This is a genomic window from Rhodopseudomonas boonkerdii (assembly GCF_021184025.1).
GTDB lineage: Bacteria > Pseudomonadota > Alphaproteobacteria > Rhizobiales > Xanthobacteraceae > Tardiphaga > Tardiphaga boonkerdii.
This window is the reverse complement of record NZ_CP036537.1, coordinates 903,972-927,816: the sequence shown is the minus strand read 5'-3', so window position 1 is coordinate 927,816 and position 23,845 is coordinate 903,972. Positions and strand designations below refer to the sequence as shown.

Annotated in this window: 21 protein-coding genes and 2 pseudogenes; 14 read left to right on the top strand and 9 right to left on the bottom strand. The window is 60.8% G+C overall.

The window, feature by feature from the left end; genetic code table 11:
• Nucleotides 1-28: 28 nt before the first annotated feature.
• The 3 genes and pseudogenes from E0H22_RS04330 to E0H22_RS04320 all read left to right on the top strand — a co-directional run.
• A pseudogene (locus E0H22_RS04330) lies at nt 29-220 on the top strand (hypothetical protein); the annotation flags it as partial.
• A complete protein-coding gene (locus E0H22_RS04325) occupies nt 213-761 on the top strand; it encodes a nuclear transport factor 2 family protein (RefSeq protein WP_233024423.1) in 549 nt (182 codons plus the stop codon). The pseudogene E0H22_RS04330 and the gene E0H22_RS04325, both read left to right, overlap by 8 nt.
• A 125-nt stretch (nt 762-886) precedes the next feature.
• Nucleotides 887-1,223, top strand: a pseudogene (locus E0H22_RS04320) (Atu4866 domain-containing protein).
• A 674-nt stretch (nt 1,224-1,897) separates the two neighbouring features.
• On the opposite strand, the gene E0H22_RS04315 reads toward E0H22_RS04320, so the two are convergent.
• The 4 genes from E0H22_RS04315 to E0H22_RS04300 form a co-directional block, all read right to left on the bottom strand.
• On the bottom strand, nt 1,898-2,902 hold the full coding sequence (locus tag E0H22_RS04315; RefSeq protein WP_233024421.1) for a zinc-dependent alcohol dehydrogenase family protein: 1,005 nt from the start codon (nt 2,900-2,902) through the stop codon (nt 1,898-1,900).
• Nucleotides 2,903-2,960: 58 nt separating this feature from the next.
• Nucleotides 2,961-3,917, bottom strand: coding sequence for a zinc-binding dehydrogenase (locus E0H22_RS04310; protein WP_233024420.1), 957 nt, complete (start codon nt 3,915-3,917; stop codon nt 2,961-2,963).
• A gap of 26 nt (nt 3,918-3,943) precedes the next feature.
• The gene (locus E0H22_RS04305; RefSeq protein WP_233024419.1) at nt 3,944-4,804 is read right to left on the bottom strand and encodes a pirin family protein; all 861 of its coding nucleotides are present in this window, start codon (nt 4,802-4,804) and stop codon (nt 3,944-3,946) included.
• A 173-nt stretch (nt 4,805-4,977) separates the two neighbouring features.
• On the bottom strand, nt 4,978-5,877 hold the full coding sequence (locus tag E0H22_RS04300) for a LysR family transcriptional regulator (RefSeq protein ID WP_233024418.1): 900 nt from the start codon (nt 5,875-5,877) through the stop codon (nt 4,978-4,980).
• Between the two features lie 104 nt (nt 5,878-5,981).
• Between E0H22_RS04300 and E0H22_RS04295 the strand changes: the two genes are divergently transcribed.
• A complete protein-coding gene (locus E0H22_RS04295) occupies nt 5,982-7,142 on the top strand; it encodes an NAD(P)-dependent alcohol dehydrogenase (RefSeq protein WP_233024417.1) in 1,161 nt (386 codons plus the stop codon).
• A 29-nt stretch (nt 7,143-7,171) separates the two neighbouring features.
• A complete protein-coding gene (locus E0H22_RS04290; protein ID WP_233024416.1) occupies nt 7,172-8,251 on the top strand; it encodes an MBL fold metallo-hydrolase in 1,080 nt (359 codons plus the stop codon).
• Between the two features lie 130 nt (nt 8,252-8,381).
• Here the strand turns inward: E0H22_RS04290 and E0H22_RS04285 are convergent, their stop codons facing one another.
• Entirely contained in the window at nt 8,382-10,211 is a 1,830-nt protein-coding gene (locus E0H22_RS04285; protein WP_233026132.1) for a prolyl oligopeptidase family serine peptidase, read from the bottom strand.
• 134 nt (nt 10,212-10,345) lie between these two features.
• A protein-coding gene (locus tag E0H22_RS04280) for an IS3 family transposase (RefSeq protein ID WP_151612149.1) occupies nt 10,346-11,697 on the bottom strand; the annotation gives its coding sequence in 2 pieces (ribosomal slippage) (nt 10,346-11,361 and nt 11,361-11,697; 1,353 coding nt in all).
• 282 nt (nt 11,698-11,979) lie between these two features.
• Between E0H22_RS04280 and E0H22_RS04275 the strand changes: the two genes are divergently transcribed.
• Both E0H22_RS04275 and E0H22_RS04270 read left to right on the top strand, forming a co-directional pair.
• Nucleotides 11,980-12,192, top strand: coding sequence for a hypothetical protein (locus E0H22_RS04275; RefSeq protein WP_210251724.1), 213 nt, complete (start codon nt 11,980-11,982; stop codon nt 12,190-12,192).
• 360 nt (nt 12,193-12,552) lie between these two features.
• Entirely contained in the window at nt 12,553-12,726 is a 174-nt protein-coding gene (locus E0H22_RS04270; RefSeq protein WP_192799978.1) for a hypothetical protein, read from the top strand.
• 381 nt (nt 12,727-13,107) lie between these two features.
• Here E0H22_RS04270 and E0H22_RS04265 read toward each other — a convergent pair whose 3' ends face one another.
• Nucleotides 13,108-14,133 carry an IS110 family RNA-guided transposase gene (locus tag E0H22_RS04265; RefSeq protein ID WP_151612146.1) on the bottom strand — a complete coding sequence of 342 codons (1,026 nt, stop codon included), beginning with the start codon at nt 14,131-14,133 and terminating at the stop codon, nt 13,108-13,110.
• Nucleotides 14,134-14,324: 191 nt separating this feature from the next.
• On the opposite strand from E0H22_RS04265, the gene E0H22_RS04260 reads away from it, so the two are divergent.
• On the top strand, nt 14,325-14,501 hold the full coding sequence (locus E0H22_RS04260) for a hypothetical protein (RefSeq protein ID WP_192799977.1): 177 nt from the start codon (nt 14,325-14,327) through the stop codon (nt 14,499-14,501).
• Nucleotides 14,502-14,526: 25 nt separating this feature from the next.
• On the opposite strand, the gene E0H22_RS04255 is transcribed toward E0H22_RS04260, so the two are convergent.
• Entirely contained in the window at nt 14,527-15,507 is a 981-nt protein-coding gene (locus E0H22_RS04255) for a phosphonate dehydrogenase (protein WP_151612143.1), read from the bottom strand.
• A gap of 41 nt (nt 15,508-15,548) precedes the next feature.
• Nucleotides 15,549-16,418 carry a LysR family transcriptional regulator gene (locus E0H22_RS04250; protein WP_151612142.1) on the bottom strand — a complete coding sequence of 290 codons (870 nt, stop codon included), beginning with the start codon at nt 16,416-16,418 and terminating at the stop codon, nt 15,549-15,551.
• Between the two features lie 318 nt (nt 16,419-16,736).
• On the opposite strand from E0H22_RS04250, the gene E0H22_RS04245 reads away from it, so the two are divergent.
• The 6 genes from E0H22_RS04245 (at nt 16,737) to E0H22_RS04220 (ending at nt 23,831) form a co-directional block, all read left to right on the top strand.
• The gene (locus E0H22_RS04245) at nt 16,737-17,618 is read left to right on the top strand and encodes a phosphate/phosphite/phosphonate ABC transporter substrate-binding protein (protein WP_233024415.1); all 882 of its coding nucleotides are present in this window, start codon (nt 16,737-16,739) and stop codon (nt 17,616-17,618) included.
• Between the two features lie 106 nt (nt 17,619-17,724).
• On the top strand, nt 17,725-18,588 hold the full coding sequence (gene phnE / locus E0H22_RS04240; RefSeq protein WP_151612140.1) for a phosphonate ABC transporter, permease protein PhnE: 864 nt from the start codon (nt 17,725-17,727) through the stop codon (nt 18,586-18,588).
• Between the two features lie 33 nt (nt 18,589-18,621).
• Entirely contained in the window at nt 18,622-19,419 is a 798-nt protein-coding gene (gene phnC, locus E0H22_RS04235; RefSeq protein ID WP_151612138.1) for a phosphonate ABC transporter ATP-binding protein, read from the top strand.
• Nucleotides 19,409-20,908 (top strand): NADH-ubiquinone oxidoreductase-F iron-sulfur binding region domain-containing protein, encoded by a 1,500-nt coding sequence (locus E0H22_RS04230; RefSeq protein ID WP_192799976.1) that lies wholly within the window; start codon nt 19,409-19,411, stop codon nt 20,906-20,908. Before phnC ends, E0H22_RS04230 begins: the two co-directional genes overlap by 11 nt.
• The gene (locus tag E0H22_RS04225) at nt 20,905-23,637 is read left to right on the top strand and encodes a molybdopterin-dependent oxidoreductase (RefSeq protein ID WP_192799975.1); all 2,733 of its coding nucleotides are present in this window, start codon (nt 20,905-20,907) and stop codon (nt 23,635-23,637) included. Before E0H22_RS04230 ends, E0H22_RS04225 begins: the two co-directional genes overlap by 4 nt.
• The gene (locus tag E0H22_RS04220; RefSeq protein WP_192799974.1) at nt 23,634-23,831 is read left to right on the top strand and encodes a substrate-binding domain-containing protein; all 198 of its coding nucleotides are present in this window, start codon (nt 23,634-23,636) and stop codon (nt 23,829-23,831) included. The genes E0H22_RS04225 and E0H22_RS04220 overlap by 4 nt, the downstream gene beginning before the upstream one ends.
• The last annotated feature ends 14 nt before the right edge of the window (nt 23,832-23,845 follow it).

Genomic DNA, 23,845 nt, shown 5'->3' with positions numbered 1-23,845 from the left:
CGCGCAAGTTTTCACCGATGGCGACCTTCAGGCCGCGGCAGACACCACCAAACTAGCAAGGTTCGTGCAGACCGTTCAAAGCGGCATGGCGATCCGCGCTCGAGATGGAGCGGATCGCGCCGAACTTCAGAACGTGGCGGAAATCGCTTTGGCAGGTTGGGACCAAATCATGACCAACATCGACCATAGAAGCCAACGAAAAGGAACGATCTATGACTAAAATTTCAAGCTCCTGCTTTGCCGGCGCACGCCATATGTTGCTCATCGCCGCGGCGTTCTTGACTGTTATGGGGCCAGCGCATGGGGAGATCACGGCGCACGACCCGGGCGCACAGACCTATGAAACCGCGATGGAAAAGCGGAACAAGGACATCGTCCAGGAGGCTTTCGACAAATGGCGCAAAGGAACGTACGTCTTCGCCGCCCTTCTCGCCCCCGATGTCGTTTGGACGATCCACGGCTCCGGCCCGGTTGCTGGCACCTATCGTAGCCAGGTTGACTTCGTCGAGCGGGCATCGCGCCCCCTGACGAGCCGTCTCGCCAGTCCGGTCGTACCGGAGGTACACGGTATCTATGCAGTCGGAGACACGGTCCTCATACGCTTCGACGGTTCGGCGACGACCACATCGGGCGCCCCCTATCGCAACCGGTTCCTCTGGATGCTTCGAATGAAGGACGGCTTGGTCATCGAGGCGGAGGCATTTCTAGATCTCGTCGCCTACCAGCAAGTCATTGAGAACAACGAACCGCGCCGGCAATAGTTGGCGGCGCGCCCTTCCATGGCCAGTCTTGCGCATCGCGCGCAGGAGCTGACCCCAGAATTGTTGCGGCGCTCCGGTTCGGCTTTCGGCTCCGACAGCGTCAGACGATGTCTTGGAGCCCGATCATGCGACATACGCTTGCAATCCTGATGACCACCACTTTCTTAAGCCAATCGCTACGAGCCCGATCATCCCACGATGCGACCAGATCATCCTTATATTGGCATGTGGATGACGGACGATGACCGTATCCGCCACGAGCTCCTGCCCAATGGTCGCTATGTCGAGGCGCGTGGCACTCGCGAGCGCGCCTATGAAGGCCGTTATGAAATTAGGGGCACGCACATCGAATATTGGGACGATACCCATTTTACTGCCGATGGTGATTTTGTGGACCCCGACACCTTGCATCACGGCGGCATGATACTGCGCCGTCGACCGAGCCCGGCGGGAAAGCCCTGAGCCCCGTTGCGGCGGACAAAGGGCTTCTTCGATTTACAGATGCCTGAATCGATTGAAAGCCTTCGAGCGTCGCTTCGGAACTGACCCGCCCCTCACATTCTGATAGAGAACGCGTGATCCAAAATGATTGCTACGCAGTCTGTTCGACGGCTTAGCAAGCTCTCTCGATCATAGAAGTGGCCGCCGCGACTATCGCCTCATGAGGATCGCGTGGGTCCACGCGAGCACTCGCCGTGCCTTATCGTTCGAGGTTTTCTTGGTATAGCCGAGGTCGGCCGACCGGCGCCAGCCTTCCCGCCTCTACGAAGGTCCACAGCAGCGCCGGCCCGGCTAACAGCAAGACGCGAAGCGGGGATGGCTACCGGCGCAAAGAGCAACGCGACCATCGTCGCTAGCGTCAGACACCGCGCCGGTGTCCGTCGAAGTAGCGGCCGGCCGTTCATTGGCTGCACGCCTTCGAGTGGATGTCGACCAAGTTTCGACGCGAGTGCCGCCAGGCGATCCGTGGGAGCCCCCGGGCTTCGAAGAAACGGTCCTTAACATGTGAACGACCTTACCGACGACGGCCGCGCGCCGACGTGGCAGCGTTGCCGCTGAAACATCGGCGACATGGCCGCACGCTTGCGCGAACCTTGCGATCACCACCTAGGAGATGGCTGCTGGACCGTCGGCTGTCAGCGGCGGGGCGGGAAAGATACAGTGTCTCCCGCCACGTCAATCGCCACCTTCCCACGAAGCGCGTAAGCACTCCTGCCCTCTAAAAGTTCGTGCGCCTCTCCGATACGGGCCAGCGGCAGAACCGCACCCACGATGGGCCGAACGAGGCCGCGTTCCACAAGGCCGGTAAGCAGATCAAGCTTTCCTCGATTCTGACGTGTGAAAACGAAGTGATATGCGGCGTTTTTGCCCCATGCCTCCATAAGGTTCTGCGGCTTTGGAATGTCAACGATGCTGACGACACGTCCCATGTCCGCAAGCGCCAACGGGCTACGCGTCAGCGTATCGCCGCCGATCGTGTCGAACACGACGTCGACGCCGCGACCGCCCGTCAGCCGCGTTGCGGCAGCGACATAACCCTCCATACTATGGTCGATCGCCTCGTCGGCGCCGAGCGACCGCACAAACGCATGGTCGGCGGCACGCGCGGTGGTCAGCACGCGGGCGCCTATCGCCTTGGCAATCTGGATCGCGATCGTTCCCACGCCGCCGGCACCGCCGTGGATGAGAACGGTTTCACCGACAGAAAGGCGCGCACGCGTCACCAACGCTTCCACGACAGTGCCCCCGACCAGCGTCAGGCTGGCCGCCTCGACATGATTGAGGTTCGACGGCTTGCGGGCCACCAGCTCAACGTCGACGACGTGCCGTTCGGCATAGGAGCCAGCACCGCCGAAGATACGAGGTGTATAGTAAACCTCATCGCCTGCCGCGAATTCCGTCACTTCTGTCCCGATTTCTTCGACTACGCCGGAAACGTCGTGTCCGATGATCGATGGCAAGGGCACCAGATCGGCATAGTCACCGCGACGGATCTGGTAGTCGAGCGGGTTGACAGCTGTCGCATGAATCCGGACGCGTAGCTGCCGGGCGCCGGCTGGCGGCACGGGCACGTCGCGCAGTTCGAATGCGTCGGCCCCGCCGAAGCGACTAAGAACAACCGCCTTCATGGTTTCGGTCATGGGAAATCTCCCATGAAGTTAAATTCAGGAGCAAAAGAAGCGCACACCTGCATGGATGTCACACTATCGCAACAGGAAGGCCGGTGAGCCGCCGTGCTTCCATGTCCTCGTGTGCGGCGGCGATCCTGTCGAACGAATATCGGGCCACCTGGAGATCACTGAACAGGCCGTCACGGATCGCGCCCCAGAGCTGCGACGTGGCAACAGCAACGGTTTCGCCCCGAACATATTGCGGCGTGCCGCCGCCCCGGAGTTGGACGGCGCGAGAGCGGAGCTGATCGGCTGCGGGAAGCGCTTGTCCCGACGCGGCACCGATCGAGGCGATCACGCCGCCATCGCGCACACAAGCGACCGCCAACGGGAAGGTCGCACGTCCGACAAAGTCGTAAACCACGTCCACGCCGATGGGCACGATCGTGCGGACCCTCTCGGAAAGCGCTAGATCGTCGGCGACGAATGCATGGTCGGCGCCGGCCGCGACCGACGCCAGTTTGCCGCCCGATCCTGCTACTCCGATCACCGTCGCGCCAAGCGACCGCGCCCAGCGCGACAGGATCGACCCGACGCTGCCCGACGCCCCGAGCACGAGGGCGACCTCACCCGCCTTCAGCGGGTGCAAGGCGTACAATCCCATCCAGGCCGTCAGTCCCTTCGCAAGGAAGGTCGCCGCCACCCCGTTTGAAATATCGCCCGGCAGGCGAACCAGCGCCTCTGCGGGGACGAGCGAGGCGGTGGCGTATGCTCCCTCGACGAAGAAATAGGCGACGCGGTCTCCCGGTGTGAAGCCTATCACTCCCGGACCTAGAGCGTCGACCACACCCGCCGCTTCGAAGCCCAGCGTGGCGGGAAGCCGCATCGGGTATAGACCCTTGCGGACCATGACATCGACATAGTTGATGCCGATCGCTGTTTGCACCAGCCGCACCTGCCCGGCGCCGGGCAATCCGACCTCTGTTTCCACCACTCTCAGGACGGCAGGCGTGCCGGTCGTCGGTATCTCGATTTTCCTCGCCATGTTCGGCTCCTTTAGATTTGACCGCGTCATGCGAGGGCCATCGGCCGCATCGTGCCGGCGTGCGGGAATCTGCCGTGGCGATAAGCGGCGTGATATGCCGCCAGTTCGTCCCGGGACCCGGCGATAAATGGCCCCTGCGCCACGACCTCAATGTTCTGGGGCTGTCCGGCGTACAGCAACATCCGGGCGCCTTTCGCCCCGGCTCGCAGCGCAAGCGTGCTGGAACCGCCGCCGACGGGACCGGTCCAGCCAACCATGTTGCCCGACAGCGGTTCGTCACGGGCACCGGCCGCCGCCTCACCATCGATCACCACTGTGAAGGCGTTATAGGCGGCGGGTAGTTCCGGCGCGAAGGTAGCGCCCGGCTCCATCCGGATGTCCGCCAGCGTGACGGGGACCGCATTCTTCGTCGGCGCCGCCGCGTTACCCAACCGGCCGCTGTAGACCGTCGCCTCGATCCCCGGTTCAAGATGGACCGGCATCGCCGCGCGCTGCAGGATCTGCACACGCGGCGGCATGTTGCGCTGTTCCACGGGCAGCACCAGCCATAGCTGGAACAATCGCATACCCGTCGACACCATCGCATCCTCCGAATGGACGATGCCGCTGCCTGCCGTCATCCATTCGACGTCGCCTTTTGCCAGCCGGCCGCCGGTGTCCTCCATCGTGCCGTCCAGCATGAAGGTTACAGTTTCCAGCCCGGCATGGGGATGCGCCTCGCCGAAGCGCCCTTCCAGCGTGATGTGGTCGTCGGCCATCAGAAAAAACGGGTCTGTGGCGTGGAAATTTCCCGGGGCCACCACCAGCGCCGCCTTGTGATGCTCGCCATCGAAGCCAGGTCCGAGCGGCGGTATGGCGGTGACACGATCGATCGATCTGTGAAGCATGTTCCATCCCTTCGGGGTGAAGCCGGACTATTGCCAAACCGGTCATCGTGTCGATTTGTGCCTCATCATCTCGAAATATCCTCGCGGCAATGAAGACGGGGATCGAAGAACTCAGCGTTGCTGGAAGCGCAACCCGAACAAGGAAGAAGTTCGCGATCGGTCTCCTACGCACCTCAGACTTCGCGGTCGAACTTTTCGTAAAGAAAGGCGACGAGTGCCCGCACCCGTGCGATACCGGCGCGTGCTGGCGGCATAAAAATCTGCAGGTCGCCGCCCTCGTGCGGGAAGTCCGGCAGCACCGCCTCGAACTCGGCGCGTGCCAGCGGCTCTTCAACCATGAACATGGGGACGAGCACGATGCCGAGACCCGCGCGCGCCGCGGCCAGCAGCATCCGCCCGCTGTCGGTGCAGAAGCGCGAGTTTATCCGCACGGGCTCCCAGCCGTCTGGTCCCTGTAGTCGCCAGCGACCGGGATCGAGCGCGTACAGGATAATATCGTGGTCGGCCAGGTCCGCCGGCCCGGCGGGACGCCCCCGCGCGTCGAGATAGGCCGGGCTCGCCACCATCGCCCATCGCACCTTAGCCAGTTTGCGCGTGATGAGGACCGAGTCCGGCACGGCACCCGGCCAGATCGCCAGATCATAGGCCTCGGCGATCATGTCCACCTGACGATCGGTGAACCGAACGTCGAACTCGATGCGCGGATAGCGCGCCGCGAACTCCGCAAGGATCGGTGCCAGCAAGAACTCGCCGAAGGCGGCGGGCACCTGGATGCGAAGCTGCCCGAAGATCTCGCTGGTGGACTTGGTGACGACCTCGCGCGCCGATTCCAGCTCCAACAGGCCGGCGGCGGCCCGCTCGTGATACTCGCGGCCGATATCGGTCAGCGTCGTGCCGCGCGGGGTGCGCGTCAGCAATTGCGCGCCGAGCACCCCCTCCAGGCGGCTCACACGGCGGCTGACGATCGATTTCGCGATGCCCAGGCGCGCCGCTGCATTCGCGATGCTTCCCGTCTCAACCACGCGGACGAAAGCAATCACATCGAGCAGATCGACGGGCGCGGGTTCCGGCATGCGCAACTCCAGGTTCCTGCCTTGGCGGCTATTGCAACAGGGCACGAGGGGTAAACCAGACGCCGACGCAGCGAAAGACCGCTCACGAACCTCATGGAGGACCGATGAACCAGCCAGCACTCCCTAGTGCCGCACAGCAACAAGCCACGATCACCCATGCCCGCGCGGCCGTGGTCGAGCAAAAGGATGGACCGTTCATCATGCAGGACATCGCTCTCGAAGCGCCGCGAGCCGACGAAGTTCTTATTCGCATGGTCGCGACTGGCATCTGCGCCACCGACTCGCATGTCCGCCAACAACTCATGCCGTCACCGTTGCCCGCCATTCTTGGTCACGAAGGCGCCGGCGTCGTCATGCGGACCGGCGCGTCGGTCACCCATCTAAAGCCGGGCGACCATGTCGTACTGTCCTATCATTCATGCGGACAGTGCAAGCCATGCCTGTCCTCTCATGCCGCCTATTGCGAGAGGGTCTGGGAGGCGAATTTCGCGGGGGCACGGCTGGACGGCACCATCGGCATCGAGCGAGATGGCGCCGACGACCTCCACGCGCATTTCTTCGGCCAATCGTCCTTCGCGACCTACGCGCTGGCTCACCAGCGCAACACCGTCAAAGTGCCGGATGATGTTCCGCTGGAGATTTTGGGCCCGCTAGGCTGCGGCTTCCAGACGGGCGCGGGCGCGATCCTCAAGGGGATGAAGGTGCCGGTGGGCGCGAGCGTCGCGGTCTTTGGCGTCGGCGCGGTCGGCCTTGCCGCCATCATGGCGGCGAAGGTCGCGGACGCCGCAACCGTCATTGCGATCGACGTGAATGCCGAACGGCTCGAGCTCGCACGCGAACTCGGAGCGACGCACGTCGTGAACGCCGCCGGTGGACCGGACGTTACGGCCGCGATCCGCGCGATCACGCCACGCGGGATCGAGTTCGTCCTCGATACCAGCGGGCGGGCCGCCAACCTCGATGCCGGTATCGGAGCGCTGGCACCTATGGGGCATTTCGGCTTCGTCGCCTTCAATGCGCATTCAGGCGCGTTCGTCGACGCATCGCGCCTCACCATCGGGCAGACGCTGCAGGGCATCATCCAAGGTGACGCAGTTTCCGCACTGATGATCCCGGAGCTGATCGGCCTCTACCGCACTGGTCGCTTCCCGTTCGACCGCCTCATCACCTTCTACGACTTCGCGGACATCAACCGGGCGTTCGACGACGTGGCCGCCGGCCGCGTCATCAAGGCGGTGCTGCGGTTTGACGCCGCGCACGCCTGACCTCTTCACTACCAAAAGGAAACAGACCCATGTGCAAAAATCATCAAAAGCACATCACCGCTAGCGATACGCCGGCATTCTTCGCGATCGACAACTACGGCTTCCCCGAAGCTGGTGAGCATCCGGCGGACCCACCCAACTATTATCCGCCCTATTTTTCCAGCGAACGCTTTCAAAGGCTCGGCTACCATGTCGAGGAGCTTCGCGACGGCTTCTACTGGGTTACGAGCGGCGGGTACGACGCGGCCTTCGTCGTGACAAACGACGGCGTAATCGCGATCGACGCCCCCCCGACGATCGGCGAGAACATGCTGGCGGCGATCGAGGAGGTCACCGACAAGCCCGTTACGCACGTCATCTATAGCCATTGGCACACCGACCATATCGGGGCCGCATCGGTGTTCGGCTCTGGCGTTGAGATCGTCGCGCACGAGATAACAAAGGAACTGCTCGAACGCTTTCCCGACCGGAACCGCCCGATCCCGACTATGACATTCGACAAGGACTATACGCTGAACGTCGGCGGCGTGACTCTGGAGTTATCGTACAAGGGCGAGAACCACTGCCCCGGTAACATTTTCATCTATGCGCCGGCCCATAGAGTGCTGACTGTCATCGACATCATCAGCCCCGGCAGCGCCACCTTCATGCATTGCGATGCGTCGCAGAATATCATGGGCTGGTATCAGGCGCAGCAGCAGTTGACGGAATTCGACTTCGACTTCCTGGTCGCCGGTCATCACATGTCCTACGGCACACCAGAGACGGTGAAGGCCTCGATCGAATACTTCGCCGACGTCCTCGACGGCGCCCAGGCCGCAGTCGACCGTTTCTCCCGCTCAGACGCGCTGATCGGCATACTCGACGGTGCGGGCTGGGACAAGGTATTCGTCGGAACGGAGAACTGGATCAACTCGATGGTGAATTTCGCCACGAAGTATGTGCTCGAGAAGCGCAGCAGCAACGGGCAACTGTGGTCGGAACGGCTGGCCGGAGTGACTACCCAGACGAAGTATCACGCCTACACGGTGCTGGAGTCGATCAGGCTCGAGCGCCCGCGGCCGAACTTTCGCCTGCGCGGTGAGAACGCCCCGCCTTTCCTGACCTGACCCCGGCGGCCTCGCGGCCTCGCGGCAGCCGAAACTTCCGCGGGCCGTCTCCTTCCAGACACGGGCCATGATCAATCCAAGCGAGCGACGAACGCGCTGCCGACGCACGCGGGACGGCCACCGCCATCGGTTACCTTCCCTTTTGGAGGCGCAGGCCTGTCCAGTGTGCCGCAAAGGCCCACATGTCCGCCGTCTGCTCGATAATTTTGTCCGTCGGCTTGCCCGCTCCGTGTCCCGCTCTCGTTTCGACGCGCAGGAGCCGAGGCCGAGATCCGAGGGCGGCTGCTTGGAGCGTGGCCACGTATTTAAACGAGTGCGCCGGCACCACTCGATCGTCCGTGTCGCCAGTCGTGGTCAGGATGGCGGGATAGTCCGTGCCGTCCTTTACGTTATGGAGCGGTGAATAGGATAGAAGGTTCTCGAAGTCGGCTTGAACCGCCGGGTCACCATATTCCTGGGTCCAGAACGCTCCGCCCGTGAACAAGGAGAAGCGCAGCATGTCCAGCACGGCGACATCGGGCAAGGCCGCAGCAAAGAGATTCGGACGCTGGTTCACCACGGCTCCAACCAGAAGGCCACCGTTCGACCCGCCGTGGATCGCCAGCCCATCGAGTGGAGTAATGCCCTCCCGCTTCAGAAATTCCGCAGCGGCGATGAAGTCGTCAAAGCTGTTCTGCTTGTTCGTCAGTCGCCCAGCTTCGTGCCACGCTCGGCCATATTCGCCGCCGCCGCGGATGTTGGGCACGGCGTAGACGCCGCCTTGCTCCACCCAGGCTAGCGCTTCCGCAGAGAAGTATGGGACGAGCGGAATCCCGAAGCCGCCATAGCCGTACAGCATGGTGGGGGCCGGGCCTGTCACGTCCTTGCGCCGCATGACGAACATTGGAATGCGCGTACCATCCTTCGAGGCAAAGAAGTGCTGCTCCACGACGAGTTGATCGAGATCGCTCGCAATCCGGGGCTTCGCCCATACAGTGCTCGTGTTGGTCTCCACGTCGTAGCGATAGATCGTAGTAGGCGTATCCTGACTGCTGAAGACGTAGAATGACTCATTGTCGCCGGGCCGCCCCCTGAAGGCGCCGGCCGTGCCGACGCTGGGAAGTTCAACAACGCCATCCCGCGTGCCGTCCAGCTTGAAGCGCTCAATCCGCGTCTTCGCATCTACCATGTAGGATATCACGAGCCGATCGCCGACGATGCTGCCTGCGAGAATGATGGAATCCTCCCGATGCGGAACGAAGTCTCGGAATGCCGGCTTTTCTGCATCGAAGTCGATGGCGACGACCTTGCCGCGCTCGGCACCTTCCTGCGTAGTGAAGAACAACCGCGCGCCGACGTTTCCGATCAAGGTCCACGCATGATCGAACGAGGAGACTAGCTTTTCGGGTTTCCATCCATCCTTCGCCAGATCGATGACGGTAACGCCGTTGCCGCCTCCAAGCCGGGTTGAATAGATCATAACATAGCGCCCGTCCGCCGTCGTGACCGCTATGTGGAGGAGCGGCTGATCAGTGTCGGAAGAGTAGATAAGTCTGTCCTGCGACTGCGGCGTCTCAAGTCGGTGGAAGTGCACGGTATGCTCAAGCACCTTCGCTTCGAAGGCGGCATCTTCTTCTGGCTCGGCGTTGCGGGAGTAAAAGAAGCCAGAATCATCCTGTGCCCACCCGATCTTCGAGAAACGCGCCCAGCGGATTTCGTCATTGAGGATCCTGTCGGTGTCCATATCCATCACGCGAATGGTTCGCCAATCGGCGCCCCCCTCCTGGATCGCGTATGCGAGATAGCGCCCGTTATTGGAGACCGCCCATTCGGCAAGCGCGGTTGCTCCGTCCTCAGACCAGCCGTTGGGGTCGACTACAACGCGATCCGTTCCGTCCTCGCGGACATACAGGACTGGTTGCGCCTCTAAACCGGCGCTCCGGACGAAGAAGTAACGGTCGCCGCGCTTTTCGGGAGGGATCGGGAGGCGTTCGTGATCGAAAAGCGCTTGGAGGCGCTGCTTGAACAGGTCGCGACCAGGTGTTCGTCGTCAGATAATTTGAGACCGCTCAGGCATTTCGAGAAGGGAGGATCTGGCTCATCTAGGGTTAAAGTTTAAGCGGCTTGCAATCGATGCTGCAAGCGGCGGTTTGCAATGGTTTCACGTTTGATGCGCGCACGCTCAGTCAGGATGGTTTCGGCTCGGCCGAAGTAAACATCCGCAGGCGTGAGGTTGTCGATGCTCTCATGATAGCGGTGATGGTTGTAGTGTTCGACGAAGCCGCTGACCTGACGTTCGAGGTCCCTCGGTAAATGGTAATTCTCGAGCAGGATGCGGTTCTTCAAGGTCTGATGCCAGCGCTCGATCTTGCCTTGGGTCTGGGGATGATACGGCGCACCGCGCACATGCTGCATATCCTTGCCCTTGAGCCAGGTGGCCAGATCTTCCGCGACGTAACTTGATCCGTTGTCGCTCAGAAGCCGTGGCCGCTGCTTTATATTGACGTGGTCCAGGCCTGAGGCGGCAAGCGCCTGATCGAGCGTGGCCGTGACGTCGGAGGCGCACATGGTGGGACCAAGCCTCCAGGCCACAATGTAACGAGAGAAGTCGTCGAGCACCGTCGATAGATAGTACCAGCCCCAGCCAGTGATCTTGAGGTAGGTGAAGTCGGTCTGCCAAAGCTGGTTGATCGCCGTGGTCTTGTCCTTGAACTCATTAGCCGCCTTGATCACCACATAGGCGGGGCTGGTGATCAGGTCGTGCGCCTTCAGCAGCCGATAGACCGAAGCCTCGGAGACAAAGTATTTTCTCTCGTCGGTGAAGCGCACCGCCAGCTCTCGCGGCGACAGCTCGGGGTGTTCCAGTGCCAGATCGACGATCTGACCGCGGACATCGTCCGGGATGCGATTCCAGACCCGGTCCGGCTTGGAGCGGTGATCGGCCAGCGCCTCGATGCCACCCTCGCGATAGCGATCGTACCATCTATAAAAGGTGGCTCGCGGGATGCCGAGCTTTTCCAACGTGCGCCTGGCAGGCAGATGCGATTGCTCGACCAGCGCGATTATTTCGGATTTCTCGGATGCTGGATACCTCATGCCTCGTTTTCCCCAGCCCCGTTCATGCTTTTTTTGAGCAGGCGGTTCTCCAGGGTCAGGTCGGCCACCACCTCCTTCAATTCGGAGGCTTCGCGGCGAAGGTCTTTCACCTCACCGGACGTGGCGGAACGGGCCGTGTCACCCGCCAGGCGGCGTTTGCCGGCCTCCAGAAACTCCTTCGACCAACCGTAATACATCGAGGCGGCAATGCCTTCGCGGCGGCACAGCTCGGAGATGTTCTCCTCGCCGCGCAGTCCTTCCAGCACGATACGGATCTTCTCTTCCGCCGAATACTGCCGACGCGTCTGCCGCCGGATATCTTTTAGCACTTGTTCTGCGGGCGCTTTGCCCAGTTCGGATTTCTGCTTCATCTTCGCTCCTGACGGCTACGATGAACCAGAAATCCTCCTTTCGTGAAGTCCCTCATTTGGTCTCAGAGGCGATGACGCCGAACACATCGTGAGCAGGGTGACCGGCAGGGACGGCAAACGCCGAGTCTATCTCGCCGGCTGACCCTCATCCGGATACGGCGGGTGCGCCTTCTGGGTCAAGAGCGGAAAAAAGCTTTTCCCCGATGGGGCAGGCGCGACTCGTAGTTCCGACCCCCGAGGTCCCTGCCCACGCGGAAAAGTATCCTCGCCAAGGATTTCGGTATGCGCCTCGATATCGATGTTGTCGACTTTCCTAAGCTGATTGAGCGACAACGCGGCAAGAGTAGGCAGCGGTTCGCCGACAAGCCGATCGAGCGGGAACTGCGGAGCGCCCGGTCTGGGCCGAACCCGCTGAGCCGATTTGGAAGGCCGAAAGCCGCTGACGGTCCGGCTCATGCCCTCGGCGAGGTGCGGCCGTTGCTAGTCGTCCTCTGATCGGCGGCGCACGGCTCGGGCTCTGTCCATAAAGGCCCGCACATGCTTGTTGGCCCGACCGGACCGTTCTCTGTCTACCGCCCACTTCGGTGCAGGTCGACTGAGCTCGTCATCATCACTATTCTCCGGGGGGGCCTTTCGTATGCGTTGCCGCGGCTGGCCGGTGCCGCAGTTTTTTGTGCTTTTCCGAGTTTGCCCGCTCGGTAGGGTGGGCGTTGGTCCAGGCCGTTCTTGTTCGCGGGCACCGCTCGCCTCTCCCTTCGTCCGTACTCGCCAGACCGTTGAGGATAGTGTCCCAACGGTGATGGGCTTGTTGCCTCTGCCGTTCACACCGGCGGCAGTCATCGCCCGGATCATGTCTTGCCAACTCATGCCCCGCTGTTCGGCAGCATCGAACCACCACAGGTGTCCGACGACAAGCCGCGCGAGCTTCTTGCGTCCTCCACCAGGCAGATGGAAGTCCTCCGCCATGGCCTTAAGCCCGGCCTCCAGTTCTTTGTTTCCAACCACGTCGATCCCTCACAGTATCTCTGAGAGATAGGAGCTCATGGCCGTTCTGCAAATTTCGGTAAAATTCTGCCTTACATTGCAGAAAATGCAGAAGATCGCAGAGATCACACCTGTGCATCGATGGATGGCGTCCGCTTGGCAAGAACTTTTTCGATGTCTCAGCAACGTTTGGTCGGGGTGCGGTCATCGATCCGGCCTCATCGAAGCGGATTCCTGTCCGCGGGCCCTAATGGTAGTCCGCGGATCTGGTCCCAGCCACTCGTGTCGCGCTTGATGCGCATGCACAGGTTCGGGTTTTCCTGATCCCCGGTCTCGACCGGTTGCCATTACGTCGTCGTCGCTCTCACCAATTCGATAGTCCCACTCCGGCAGCTAACTTACTTTCCTTGTCGGCGCGATCTCAGCTCAGGCGATCGCAGACGCCGCCTGGCGGAATGTTTCGCCACGGCTCATGATCGCCCACGCAATCCGCGCCATCTTGTTGGCCACCGCGATCGTCACCACACGCGCGGGGCGTCGCTGGAGCAGCGCGTTAATCCAGCCGGCAAGCTCGGGCTTGTTGCGACAATAACGGATCACCGCGGTGGCGCCGAGGACGAGTAGCTTGCGCAGATAGGCGTCCCCTTTCTTCGAAATGCTGCCCATGTGGACCTTGCCGCCCGATCCGGACTGTCGTGGCACGAGACCGATCCAAGCTGCTAGATGCCGCCCAGACTTGAAGGCCTTGATGTCGCCAATAGTGGCGGTGAGAGCGGAAGCCGTGATTACTCCGATGCCGGGTATTGTCTTCAGCCGCTGGCTAACCTCGCTGGCGCGAACTTGAACGCGGATAGCCTTCTCGATGGTCCGGATGCGCGTCTGCAGATCGTCGATCTGGCCCATGATCAGCTCGACGCATCCGCGAACCGCGTCGGGTAGGATGGCAGAGGTCGCGTTTTTGGCGAGCGCATGCAAGTCGGGGATGCTCCAGACGCCCTTCGGCGCGATCAATCCAAATTCGCCAAGCTGGCCGCGAAGCGAGTTGATCAATGCGGTCCTTTGCCGGACCAGCAGCTCGCGTGTCCGGTGCAGCATCAAGCCAGATTGCTGCTCAGCGCTCTTGATCTCGACAAATCGCATCGTCGGTCGGGTGACCGCCTCGCAGATTGCCTCCGCGTCGACCGCGTCGTTCTTGCCTCGTTTGATGTAAGGCTTGACGTAGGCCGCCGGCATCAGCCGAACGTCGTGGCCGAGCGCGGTCAGCTCCCGGCCCCAATGATGAGCGCTACCGCAGGCCACCATGCCGATCAAGCAGGGTGACAGCGCCTGGAAGAATTCGAGCACTTCCGAGCGGCGAAGCTTTTTACGGGCGACGACTCCACCAGTTTCGTCGATCGCATGAATCTGGAAAACGTGTTTTGCAAGATCAAGACCGACTGTCATAACGGGCATCGTGGATGGCTCCCTTTGAGTGAATCTGACAACGACTCACTTTGGCACATCAGATGCCGGTTGCGGACGCCATCCACACCATCACCCGCCGATGCACCCGCCGATGCAGCCACCATCGACTCAAGTCTACTCGGCCGTTACGGCACTTGGTCGTTGCGGTCACCTGTCCGGCTTATGACTTTCAGAGTTTGATGACCTCGTATAGCGACATCGCAAGGTCCGACCTGAAGCAGAAGGTGGTGATCGCCGCAGGATCGTCGACGGCAAACACGCTCATGCTGCTTGGCATCGTCGGCGAGAACGGCGGCTCCATCGATGCCATGGACTCCGCCTTCAATGTCGTCTCGGCCGCCAAGCTTATGCGTTGAAGGCCGATATCGATCAGTGTGATCGCTAGAAGAGCCGTCCTCTCATAGGTAGGCCATCCAAGTGACGCAGAATATCGCGAGCGGCATCCAGAGCGATGTCGCGTCGTACATTGTCGACTGCCGAACCGATATGAGGTGTAAAGACAGTGTTTTGGTGCGAAAGCAGGCGCGGTTCGATACCGGATGGCCGATCGGGCCGGGCCCAGTCTTCGGTTTCAAACACGTCTGCGGCGTAGCCGCCGAGCGTGCCTTGTTCCAGCGCGTCGGCTACGGCTGCTTCATCGACTAACGAGCCGCGAGCCGGATTGATGAGAAGCGCTCCCGGTTTCAAGGCGGACAAACTGGCGGCATTGATCAGATGTTGAGACGAAGCCGTGAGCGGCAGTGTGAGCACCAGATAGTCGCTGTTGGCAAGAATATCCGATAAGTTTCGCCGTATCAGCCCCAGCCGATCTTCATTGGTGGGCGAGAGAGGAGTTTGGTCGGTATAGGACATGCGGCAGCGGAACGGCCACAGGCGGTGAGCGACAGCCTGGCCCACTGCCCCCATGCCGACGATTCCGACATTAGAGCCGTCAAGACCCAGTCCGTAGAGTATCGGTCGCCAGCCGGCGAATGGCTTTTCGCGGATGACCCGGTCCCCTGAAAGAATCTTGCGGGCAAGTGTGATCATGAGGCCGATGGCAAGCTCGGCCGTGGGAGCGGTCAGCAAGTCTTGCACGACAGCGACCTCGACGCCCCGAGCCTTGCAGGCCTCGATATCGAAATTGTCCGCTCCTTTGAGTGCGCACGCCACCACCTTGAGATTGGGGCAAGCATCAAGGAAGGCGTTATCGATGGTGTCTGTCATGAAGGTCATGATCGCGTCGGCATCTGCGGCGCGGCGGATAATCTCTGCCTGCGGCCATGGTTCACGCGTTAAGTTGGCGTCGACATCGCCTCGGGTCCTGAGCAGATCGAGTACTTCAGGGTGGACCCAGTTGGTGACAAGGGTCTTGCGGGTCATGATGATGTTCCTGGAGCGCTAAGGAGGAAGACGTTTTTGAATTAAATGAAAGAGGTGCAGATGGCAGCGAAGCGTCGTGCCATCGATGTGCCGGGGCTTTCGTGTGCGATGCCCACAAACAGCGTCTTGAAAATGTCTGCCTCTTCCAGTTCCAGCGCCACAAGCGTTCCGGCCTTGACTTCTTCCGTCACGGTATAAGCAAACACGATGGACAGCCCGAGATTGGCTTTCACGGCTTCCTTGACGGCTGTGGTGCTGCCGAGTTGGCGGGCAATTTTGAGTTTGCTGGCGTCAGCGCCCAATACGCTGGCGAGCGCGCGTCCCGTGCCGGTGCCGGGTTCTCCTCCGATCATGGGGTAATCGAGAAGTGCTTCCGGAGAAACGCGGCGATGGGTTGCGAGCGGATAATCCGGCGAAACTATCACCACCAATTTTTCGCGGCGCCATTTTTGCCATTCGATAAGCGGGTGATCCTCATTCCACTCGGTCAGGATCACGTCTGCTTCGCCGGCGAGAAGAGCGTCCACGGCCTCGCGGTTTGTTCCTATGATGAGTTCTGCACCTTCAGGCCGATTTATCTCACGCTCGAATGTTGCGATGAGTTTGGGAGCGAGGAATGTGCCGGCATTGCCGCTGGCATGAATGACGAGGCGGCGGTTTACGATCACCCCGCGTGCGCGCTCGGCTGCGGCGATTAACGAACGAGCTTTGGGCAGGAATAGTTCACCGTCGCGAGTCGGTATCGCCCGACTGCGATTTCGTACCACCAGAAGGACGCCAAAAAACTCCTCAAGCTTTTTCAATTGTTGAGAAACGGCAGGCTGCGAGCAATTGAGCTGCTGGGCAGCCGCCTGAATGCCGCCTTCGTCGACAACGGCGAGAAAGGTCTGAACTTGGGCCAGATTCAACATCGCTTCGATCCTGCCGCCTTAACGTTTTTTGGCGGCGCTTAGAGGAGATATATAAGAAACTGCAATGAAAAGCCAAATTTCATTGATCGGATACGATCGGGGCATTTCTGATAATCAAACTAGTACATTGATTCTACGTTATAAATTGTGCGGATAGGACCTTTTGCTTGAATTTTCATGAAACTAAAAATTATTGTCATCTTATTTTCATAAGAATTCGTAATGTTCATAGCCAAGGCGCGCCGCCCGGTCCAGCACTGCGCGAATGGCTTGGGTCGGCTCGCTCTCACGCACGCGATGCAAATTCGAGAGGTCGTCATGATTACACGTCGTCGCTTTGGGGCGGTCGCCGCTTCCGCGCTTTCGCTGCCGTTCATCGCCAATGCCGCGCAAGGGCAGGCGATGCGCGATGGCAAGCTTCATCTTCGTTTCGCAATTGCTCCGGTGCGGCCGACTCCGGCAACCACCATCAAGGAATTCGAGCCGATGTTTCGCTATCTTGCGGAGCAACTCGGGGCCACTTACGAACTGGTCAGCCCTGAGAGCTGGGCCGCTATCTCCGTCGCGATGAGTAACGGCCATTTGGATGTGGGCTGGCTGGGGCCGTGGGGCTATGTGCTTGCCAACAAGCATGCCGGCACCGAGGTCATCGCAACGGCGAAATACAATGGCAAGCCGTCCTATCACGCGATTATCGAGGGGCGCCCCGGTTTGCCCATCAAGGATTTTCCGAAGGATGCGAAGGGCATGAAGTTGTCCCTGAGCGATCAGGGCAATACGTCCGGCTGGCTCATCCCTTATGCATTCTTCGTCAAGAACGGCGTCGATCCGCGCGAATTCTTCCAGCTGCGCGAGGGAGCGACCTTCGGCAACAACGTTTCCATGATTCAGCAGAGTCTCATCGATCTCGGCTCGAATATGGATCGCGGCCGTAACGGCATGATCGAAGCTGGCGAAATGGACCCGAAAAAAGTCGTAGTCTATTGGACGTCGCAAGAACTGCCGAATGATGCCATCTGTGTGCCCAAGGGCTTTGATCCGGCGCTCAAGGTCAAGATTCGCGACATCCTGACCTCTCTCTCCGAAGAAAAAGCCCAGTCTATGATGGGCAGCGGCTATAACGGCTTCGTTCCGGCCGTGCACAAGGACTATGCGACTATCGAGGAAGCAGGCGTCCTGACGGGCAAGCTGAAATCCTGATGATCCCGGACGGGGCGGTCCGCTGGGCCGCCCCGTCCTTCAAACCGGCATTTTGTGTCGGGCCATTCGCCTGGGTTTTCAGCGGCGGCAAGCGGCAGGAGAGGGAATGAGCATCGTCGGTTTTAACAAGCAGCATTATGCGGAGCCGACTCAGTCATTGCTTGGCTGGCACACCATCGCGCGGGCTATCGTTTTCCTGGCCGTCGCAGTGTTCCTGGTTGCATGCTTTGTGTCCGCGCGGGTCGATTTCGGCAAACTCGCCGAGGGTCTGCCCAAGATCGCTTCCTGGTTCACGCAGATGTTTCCGCCGGATGTGAGCGATATTGGCCGCGTGCTGCGAGATGCTTTCCAGACCCTGGCCATGGCAACGGTCGGCACGCTTTGCGCTCTTATGATCTGCATTCCGCTTGTGCCGCTCGCGGCGCGCAATACCACTCCAAATCCTGTTCTGTCACGGCTGGTGCGCAGCCTGTTGGGTGTTTTGCGCGGCACCGAGATGCTGGTCTTCGCGCTGATCTTCGTGGCTGCGGTGGGGTTTGGGCCGTTTACGGGCGTGCTCGCAATCACGTTCAACATGGTCGGTGCGCTCGGCAAATTGCTGACCGAAGTTATTGAGCCTGCTGATCCCGGGCCTGTCGAGGCGGCGGAATTGACCGGCGCCGGATCGGTGCGCGCCTTTCGCTATGCGCTGCTTCCAGATGTGTGGCCCAATATCGTTTCCGTGACACTTTACATCTGGGAGTTCAATGTTCGTGCTTCCACGGTGCTCGGCATCGTCGGTGCGGGCGGCATCGGGCAGACGCTTAAAGATTCGATCGACCTGCTCGATTTTCCTAAGCTGGCGACGGTGCTGGGCGTCATCCTGACGATGGTCATCGCCATCGATACCTTGAGCGCGTACCTGCGCCGTCTCGTTCTCAATCCCGAAACGACTGCAACTCGCGCCGGTACGCCCTCGCGTATCGCTTAGCAAAGCCCTGTGCCGAATCGGTGGAATTACCTCATGAAGACCGTATCGCCCGCTGATCTTGTTCCTGCCGGGCCGTCGATGGACAAGAGCAAAAACGCGATCACCGTGACGGACCTGAGCAAGACCTTTGAAGGGCGCATGGTGCTGGATCGCATCTCCTGCTCCATTCCCGTCGGAAAGTTTGTTGTCTTGCTGGGGCCATCTGGCTGCGGCAAGTCCACTTTGTTCCGTTGTCTCACGCGCCTTGTAGAACCTGACAGCGGCACTGTGACGATCCGCGGCAGTGAGGTGACTGCGCTGAAACTGAAAGCCCTTAGGGCATTGCGCCGCGAAGTCGGCTTCGTGTTTCAGCAGTTCAATCTGGTCAAGCGCTTCAGCGCAATAGACAATGTTCTGACGGCCCGGCTTGCCGGAACTCCTTTGTGGCGGGTGTTGTTGAGGCGCTTCCGTTACGATGACCGGCAGCTTGCGCTTGCCTGCCTGGACAGCGTGGGTCTTCTCGATCAGGCCTATCAACGGGCCGAGCGGCTTTCCGGCGGTCAACAGCAGCGTGTTGCCATCGCCCGCGCCTTTGCCCAGCAGACAGAATTGATTCTGGCCGACGAACCTATTTCCAGCCTCGATCCGGAATCGTCGGAGAATGTTTTGCAAATTCTCCAGCAAGCCGCGCGCGAGCGGGGTTTCACGGTTCTGTGCAGCCTGCATCAGGTGGAGCTAGCTCTTCGTTATGCGGACCACATCATTGCATTGCGCCAAGGGAACATTTTCTTCGACGGTCCGGCCGAGGCCTTTACCTCCGATCTGCGAGAGGAACTGTATCGTGCCGCATGAGTCTGAAGCCCTTCATCTGGAAGAGGTTGAAGCAGCAGCGATCACGGAGTCACTCGCGCGCGGCGCAAGCCGGGAGCGGCTTCTTGAAATCTTGCTTGAAGTCCGTGACGTCAAGGGCGGCCTCGGCATTTCGGAGCAGGGACTGCTTCGTGTCGCGGAGCGTCTCCGCCTGTTTCCATCCGAAGCCTATGAAGTGGCGACGGCCTTTCCGGCTGTGAACTATATGGCTTCCGTTCCTTATGCGCTTCATGCGTGCGGCGATCTTGTTTGTTCACTGCTGCATGGAGAAGGTTCGGGGCACGGCGTCTGCCGCAACAGGTGCGATGGAGCAAGGTCCGCGCCAAATCCGCGCAGCTTTTCTGCCTATCGGTTTGCGGGAGGATATCAAATACTCGATCGCCTCAGCCGAGATTTGCAGGAGGTGCCGCGCCTCATGGAGAGCATCGCCACATATCGCGCGATCGGCCGGGCTGGCGTCGGCTTTCCGGTGGTTGAGAAGTGGCGCCAAGTGATGAGACGCGGCGCAGTTCCGGTCGTCATCGTCAACGGCGATGAAGGCGAGCTTGCCGTCTTCAAGGATCGCTTCATTCTCGAAAACGATCCGCATGGCGTCATTGAAGCCGCGCTCGTCGCGGCGCGGGTGACAGGCGCGGACAAAATCTTTTTCTATATCCGGGACGACTACAAGCCCATTCATGTCATTCTGCGGAAGGCCATCGCGGATGTGGTGTCGGCGGGGCTCGCCAGCGGCATCGCCATTGAATTGAGGCGAAGCGGCGGGGCGTATATTTGCGGTGAAGAAACCGCGCTGATTGCAAGCCTTGAGGGCCGTCCGCCGAGGCCAGCGGAGCGGCCACCGTTTCCGACCACGCGCGGTTATTTCGGGCGCCCGACGCTCGTGCACAACGTCGAAACGTTCTTCCGGTTGAGGTCTGTCTGGGGCAGTGCGCCGGAGCCCGATCTGCCCGTGTCTGACCTGCTGGCCGCGGAGGTAACGCTTTTCAGTGTATCGGGGCGGGTCCGGAATCCGGGGCCAAAGCCGGTGCGCGGCCTTTCGCGGCTCATCGATCTTGTAGACATTGCAGGCGGCTTGACGGAGGGAGTCGAGCTTGGCGGCATGGTGGTAGGCGGGTCTTCTGGAACGTTGCTTCCCGCCGCCGATTGCCGGCGTCCGCTGGACGAGCTTCTGAGCGGCAGACTGCGGCTCGGCACCGGCGGCATTGTCGTCTTTGGAACTGGCGACGACATGCGGGGCGTTGCCTCGAAGATGGCGGGTTATCTCGCCCGCGAAAGCTGCGGGCAATGCGGCCCTTGCCGTGTGGGAACGGCCAAGGCCGCGCAAGCTCTCAACGCGCCCGGACGTCTCGATGTGCCGCTTATCAATGATCTTTCCGTCGTGATGAGCGAAGCATCCATCTGCGCGCTCGGCCGCAATGCGGGCCGGTTCCTGGGCCGCTTGCCTTCTCTTCTGGAGACATGCGATTCATGAACGGCTTCGATATCCATATCGATGGGCAGGCGATCCCCGCGCAGTCCGGTCAGAGTCTACTTCAGGCGGCTACGCAGGGCGGGCTGGATATTCCCCATTTGTGTGCATCCACCCGCGTGGGCTTTCCCACGATCGGCAGCTGCCGCACATGCCTCGTCGAGGTGGAGGGCGAGGCGGATCTGGTGCCGGCCTGCCGTTATCCCGCTGCGCCCGGATTGCACATTCGCACCGATACGGAGCGGACTAATCGCGTTCGCCGGCTGGCGACGGAGTTGCTGGCGTCCGAGATGACCGGGCAGGCGCGCGCGCGCCAGCCCGACAGTCCGTTTATGTTGCTCCTTGCGCGCAATGGCGCGGATGCCGAACGCTTTGGGAGCAAGCAGGAAACGCATGCGCCGGATGCAAGCCATTCCGGGATCGTGTTCGACTCCGACGCTTGCATTCATTGCGGCAGATGCCGGACCGGATGCGGCGATGTCCAGGTCAACGGGGTTATCGCGCTGGCGGGTCGGGGCAGCGATCTTCATGTGGCCTTCGATAGCGGCGCGGCCATGGGGAAAAGCAATTGCGCATCGTGTGGCGAGTGTGCGCAGCTTTGTCCAACTGGTGCGTTTTCATTAAAGGCGGCCGTGGAAATCGGCGGGCGTTCTGGCGTTAACTCGTCGGGAGAGACAGTGTGCCCGTTTTGCAGTGTCGGCTGTCGCGTCACGCTTCACGCCGCCGATAACGGCACCGTTTTCACAGAGGGCGCCGATGGCCCCGCGAACCATGGGCGGCTTTGTGTGAAGGGGCGGTTCGGCTTTTCCTATCTGCGCCATCCTGACCGGCTGACGGCTCCTCTCATCCGGCGGCCAAATACGCCCAAAGATGCCACACAAACATTGAGCGGCCCCGAGGCGCTCGCGCTTTTCCGGCTCGCGAGCTGGGACGAAGCGCTCAGCGTGGCGGCTGAGGGCTTCGCCCGCGTGCGAAGCCACCATGGTGGTTCGTCGCTGGCCGTGCTCGGTTCGGCAAAGGCTTCGAACGAAGATGCCTATCTGCTTCAGAAACTCGGGCGCACTGGCTTCGGCACGTCGCATATCGATCATTGCACCCGTCTTTGTGCATCGGTTCCGCCATTGGCCGAGGCGACGGGTCTTGCCGCCGTCACCGCTCCCATTGAGGAGATCGAAAAGGCCGATGTCGTTCTGATGGTCGGTTCAAATCCGGATTCGAACCATCCAGTCGCTGCCTCCTTCATGAAGGGCGCGTTGCGGCGCGGGACCAAGCTGATCCTGGTGGACCCGCATATTCAGGCCCTGTCACGCTTTGCGACCCATCACTTCCGTATCGCTCCCGGAACCGATGTGACGCTGCTTTCAGCGATGACGCGGTTCGTGATTGAAGAAGGGCTTTACGACCGTAACTTTGTCAATGCACGCGTGGAAGGCTTTGAAGCGCTCCGTGCACGTGTTGAGCCATACACATTGGAATCTGCAGCCCGGGTCTGTCAGGTGCCGGAAGAAGACATCATCGCAGCAGCGCGGCTGTTCGCCGGGGCCAGTGCCGCCATGACGTTCTGGGGCATGGGCGCTTCCCAGCACACGTTCGGTGCCGACAACATCCGTTCCGTTATTGCTTTCGCTCTAGTGTGCGGCCAGGTGGGACGGCCTGGAGCGGGACTTCACCCGTTGCGCGGTCAAAACAACGTGCAAGGCTCCTGCGACGCAGGGCTGTTGCCGAACTATCTTCCGGGCTACCGCGATCTGGAAGACGATACCGAGCGCGCCATCTTTGACGCGCTATGGAATATCGATACGCCGTCCAACCTTGGTCTTTCGGTCGTGGAGATGTTTGATTCCGCTCGCGGAGGAAATATCCGGGGGGTATATGTCATGGGCGGGAATCCGGCGCTCGCCAATCCTGATCTTGCGATGACGCGCGCGGCGCTGGCTGGACTCGATCATCTCGTTGTTCAGGACATTTTCCCGACCGAAACGGCAGCCTTCGCGGACGTGATTTTCCCTGCGGCGGCTCTGGCCGAGCGGGAAGGTTCAGTCACCAATACGGATCGCATCGTGCAACACATCGCGGTTGCACTGCCGCCGCCCGGTGAAGCGCGGCCGGATTGGATGATCGTTCGCGATCTTGCCGTGCGTCTCGGATTGCCGTGGCAGGACGTCACTGTGGGCAGCATCTTCGACGAAATGGCGAATGTCGTGCCGGTGCTCAAGGGATTTAGCTGGCCGTTTCTCGTCCGGTCTGGACATGCCCGGTATCCGCTGCAAAGTGATGGAGCGAGTGACAGTCTGTTCAGCGACAGTTTCGCTCATGGCTCGAAAGCCATCATCGTGCCGCTTGATGCGACCGGTGCGGACGAGATACCGGATGCCGACTATCCCTTTATTCTTATGACGGGACGGTTGCGCGAGCATTGGCATACGGGCGCCATGACACGTCGCGCGCCCGTGCTGGAAGCCCTGAGCTCGGAGCCGCGCGCCCATCTGCATCCGGATGACATGGCCCGTCTTGGCGTCAAGGCCGGCGACACGGTTGAGGTGCGGACAAGGCGGGGTGCGGTCTGCCTGATTGTGAAACCGGATGCGACTTTGCAGCCCGGCGTGATCTGGATGGCGATGTCCTTCTTTGAGGCGGCCGCCAATGAACTGACCATGAATCGTCTTGATCCGACGACGCGTGTGCCGGTGTACAAATTCTGCGCGGCAACCGTGGAGCGATGGATGCCATGAGCCGCGGCGACGCTCTGGTCGTGAGCGGTCTTGTTGCCACGCCGCTGCCGGCCGACATTCAGACCTACACGATCTATACGATCGGAACTGCCGCAAGCAGCAAAGACATCGCAGCCACAAAAGATCTTATCGCCTATCTTTCTTCGCCAGCGTTGAAACAGGCGTGGGCTGCCCAAGGTTTCGGAACACGATAGAGCTTGCTTCGCCG

Excerpts from the sequence above, each read along its gene's own strand:
- E0H22_RS04325 (WP_233024423.1), top strand. The coding sequence starts at position 213 with ATGACTAAAATTTCAAGCTCCTGCTTTGCCGGCGCACGCCATATGTTG.
- E0H22_RS04315 (WP_233024421.1), bottom strand. The coding sequence starts at position 2,902 with ATGACCGAAACCATGAAGGCGGTTGTTCTTAGTCGCTTCGGCGGGGCC.
- E0H22_RS04310 (WP_233024420.1), bottom strand. The coding sequence starts at position 3,917 with ATGGCGAGGAAAATCGAGATACCGACGACCGGCACGCCTGCCGTCCTG.
- E0H22_RS04305 (WP_233024419.1), bottom strand. The coding sequence starts at position 4,804 with ATGCTTCACAGATCGATCGATCGTGTCACCGCCATACCGCCGCTCGGA.
- E0H22_RS04300 (WP_233024418.1), bottom strand. The coding sequence starts at position 5,877 with ATGCCGGAACCCGCGCCCGTCGATCTGCTCGATGTGATTGCTTTCGTC.
- E0H22_RS04295 (WP_233024417.1), top strand. The coding sequence starts at position 5,982 with ATGAACCAGCCAGCACTCCCTAGTGCCGCACAGCAACAAGCCACGATC.
- E0H22_RS04290 (WP_233024416.1), top strand. The coding sequence starts at position 7,172 with ATGTGCAAAAATCATCAAAAGCACATCACCGCTAGCGATACGCCGGCA.
- E0H22_RS04275 (WP_210251724.1), top strand. The coding sequence starts at position 11,980 with ATGCGCCTCGATATCGATGTTGTCGACTTTCCTAAGCTGATTGAGCGA.
- E0H22_RS04265 (WP_151612146.1), bottom strand. The coding sequence starts at position 14,133 with ATGCCCGTTATGACAGTCGGTCTTGATCTTGCAAAACACGTTTTCCAG.
- E0H22_RS04260 (WP_192799977.1), top strand. The coding sequence starts at position 14,325 with ATGACCTCGTATAGCGACATCGCAAGGTCCGACCTGAAGCAGAAGGTG.
- E0H22_RS04255 (WP_151612143.1), bottom strand. The coding sequence starts at position 15,507 with ATGACCCGCAAGACCCTTGTCACCAACTGGGTCCACCCTGAAGTACTC.
- E0H22_RS04250 (WP_151612142.1), bottom strand. The coding sequence starts at position 16,418 with ATGTTGAATCTGGCCCAAGTTCAGACCTTTCTCGCCGTTGTCGACGAA.
- E0H22_RS04245 (WP_233024415.1), top strand. The coding sequence starts at position 16,737 with ATGATTACACGTCGTCGCTTTGGGGCGGTCGCCGCTTCCGCGCTTTCG.
- phnE (WP_151612140.1), top strand. The coding sequence starts at position 17,725 with ATGAGCATCGTCGGTTTTAACAAGCAGCATTATGCGGAGCCGACTCAG.
- phnC (WP_151612138.1), top strand. The coding sequence starts at position 18,622 with ATGAAGACCGTATCGCCCGCTGATCTTGTTCCTGCCGGGCCGTCGATG.
- E0H22_RS04225 (WP_192799975.1), top strand. The coding sequence starts at position 20,905 with ATGAACGGCTTCGATATCCATATCGATGGGCAGGCGATCCCCGCGCAG.
- E0H22_RS04220 (WP_192799974.1), top strand. The coding sequence starts at position 23,634 with ATGAGCCGCGGCGACGCTCTGGTCGTGAGCGGTCTTGTTGCCACGCCG.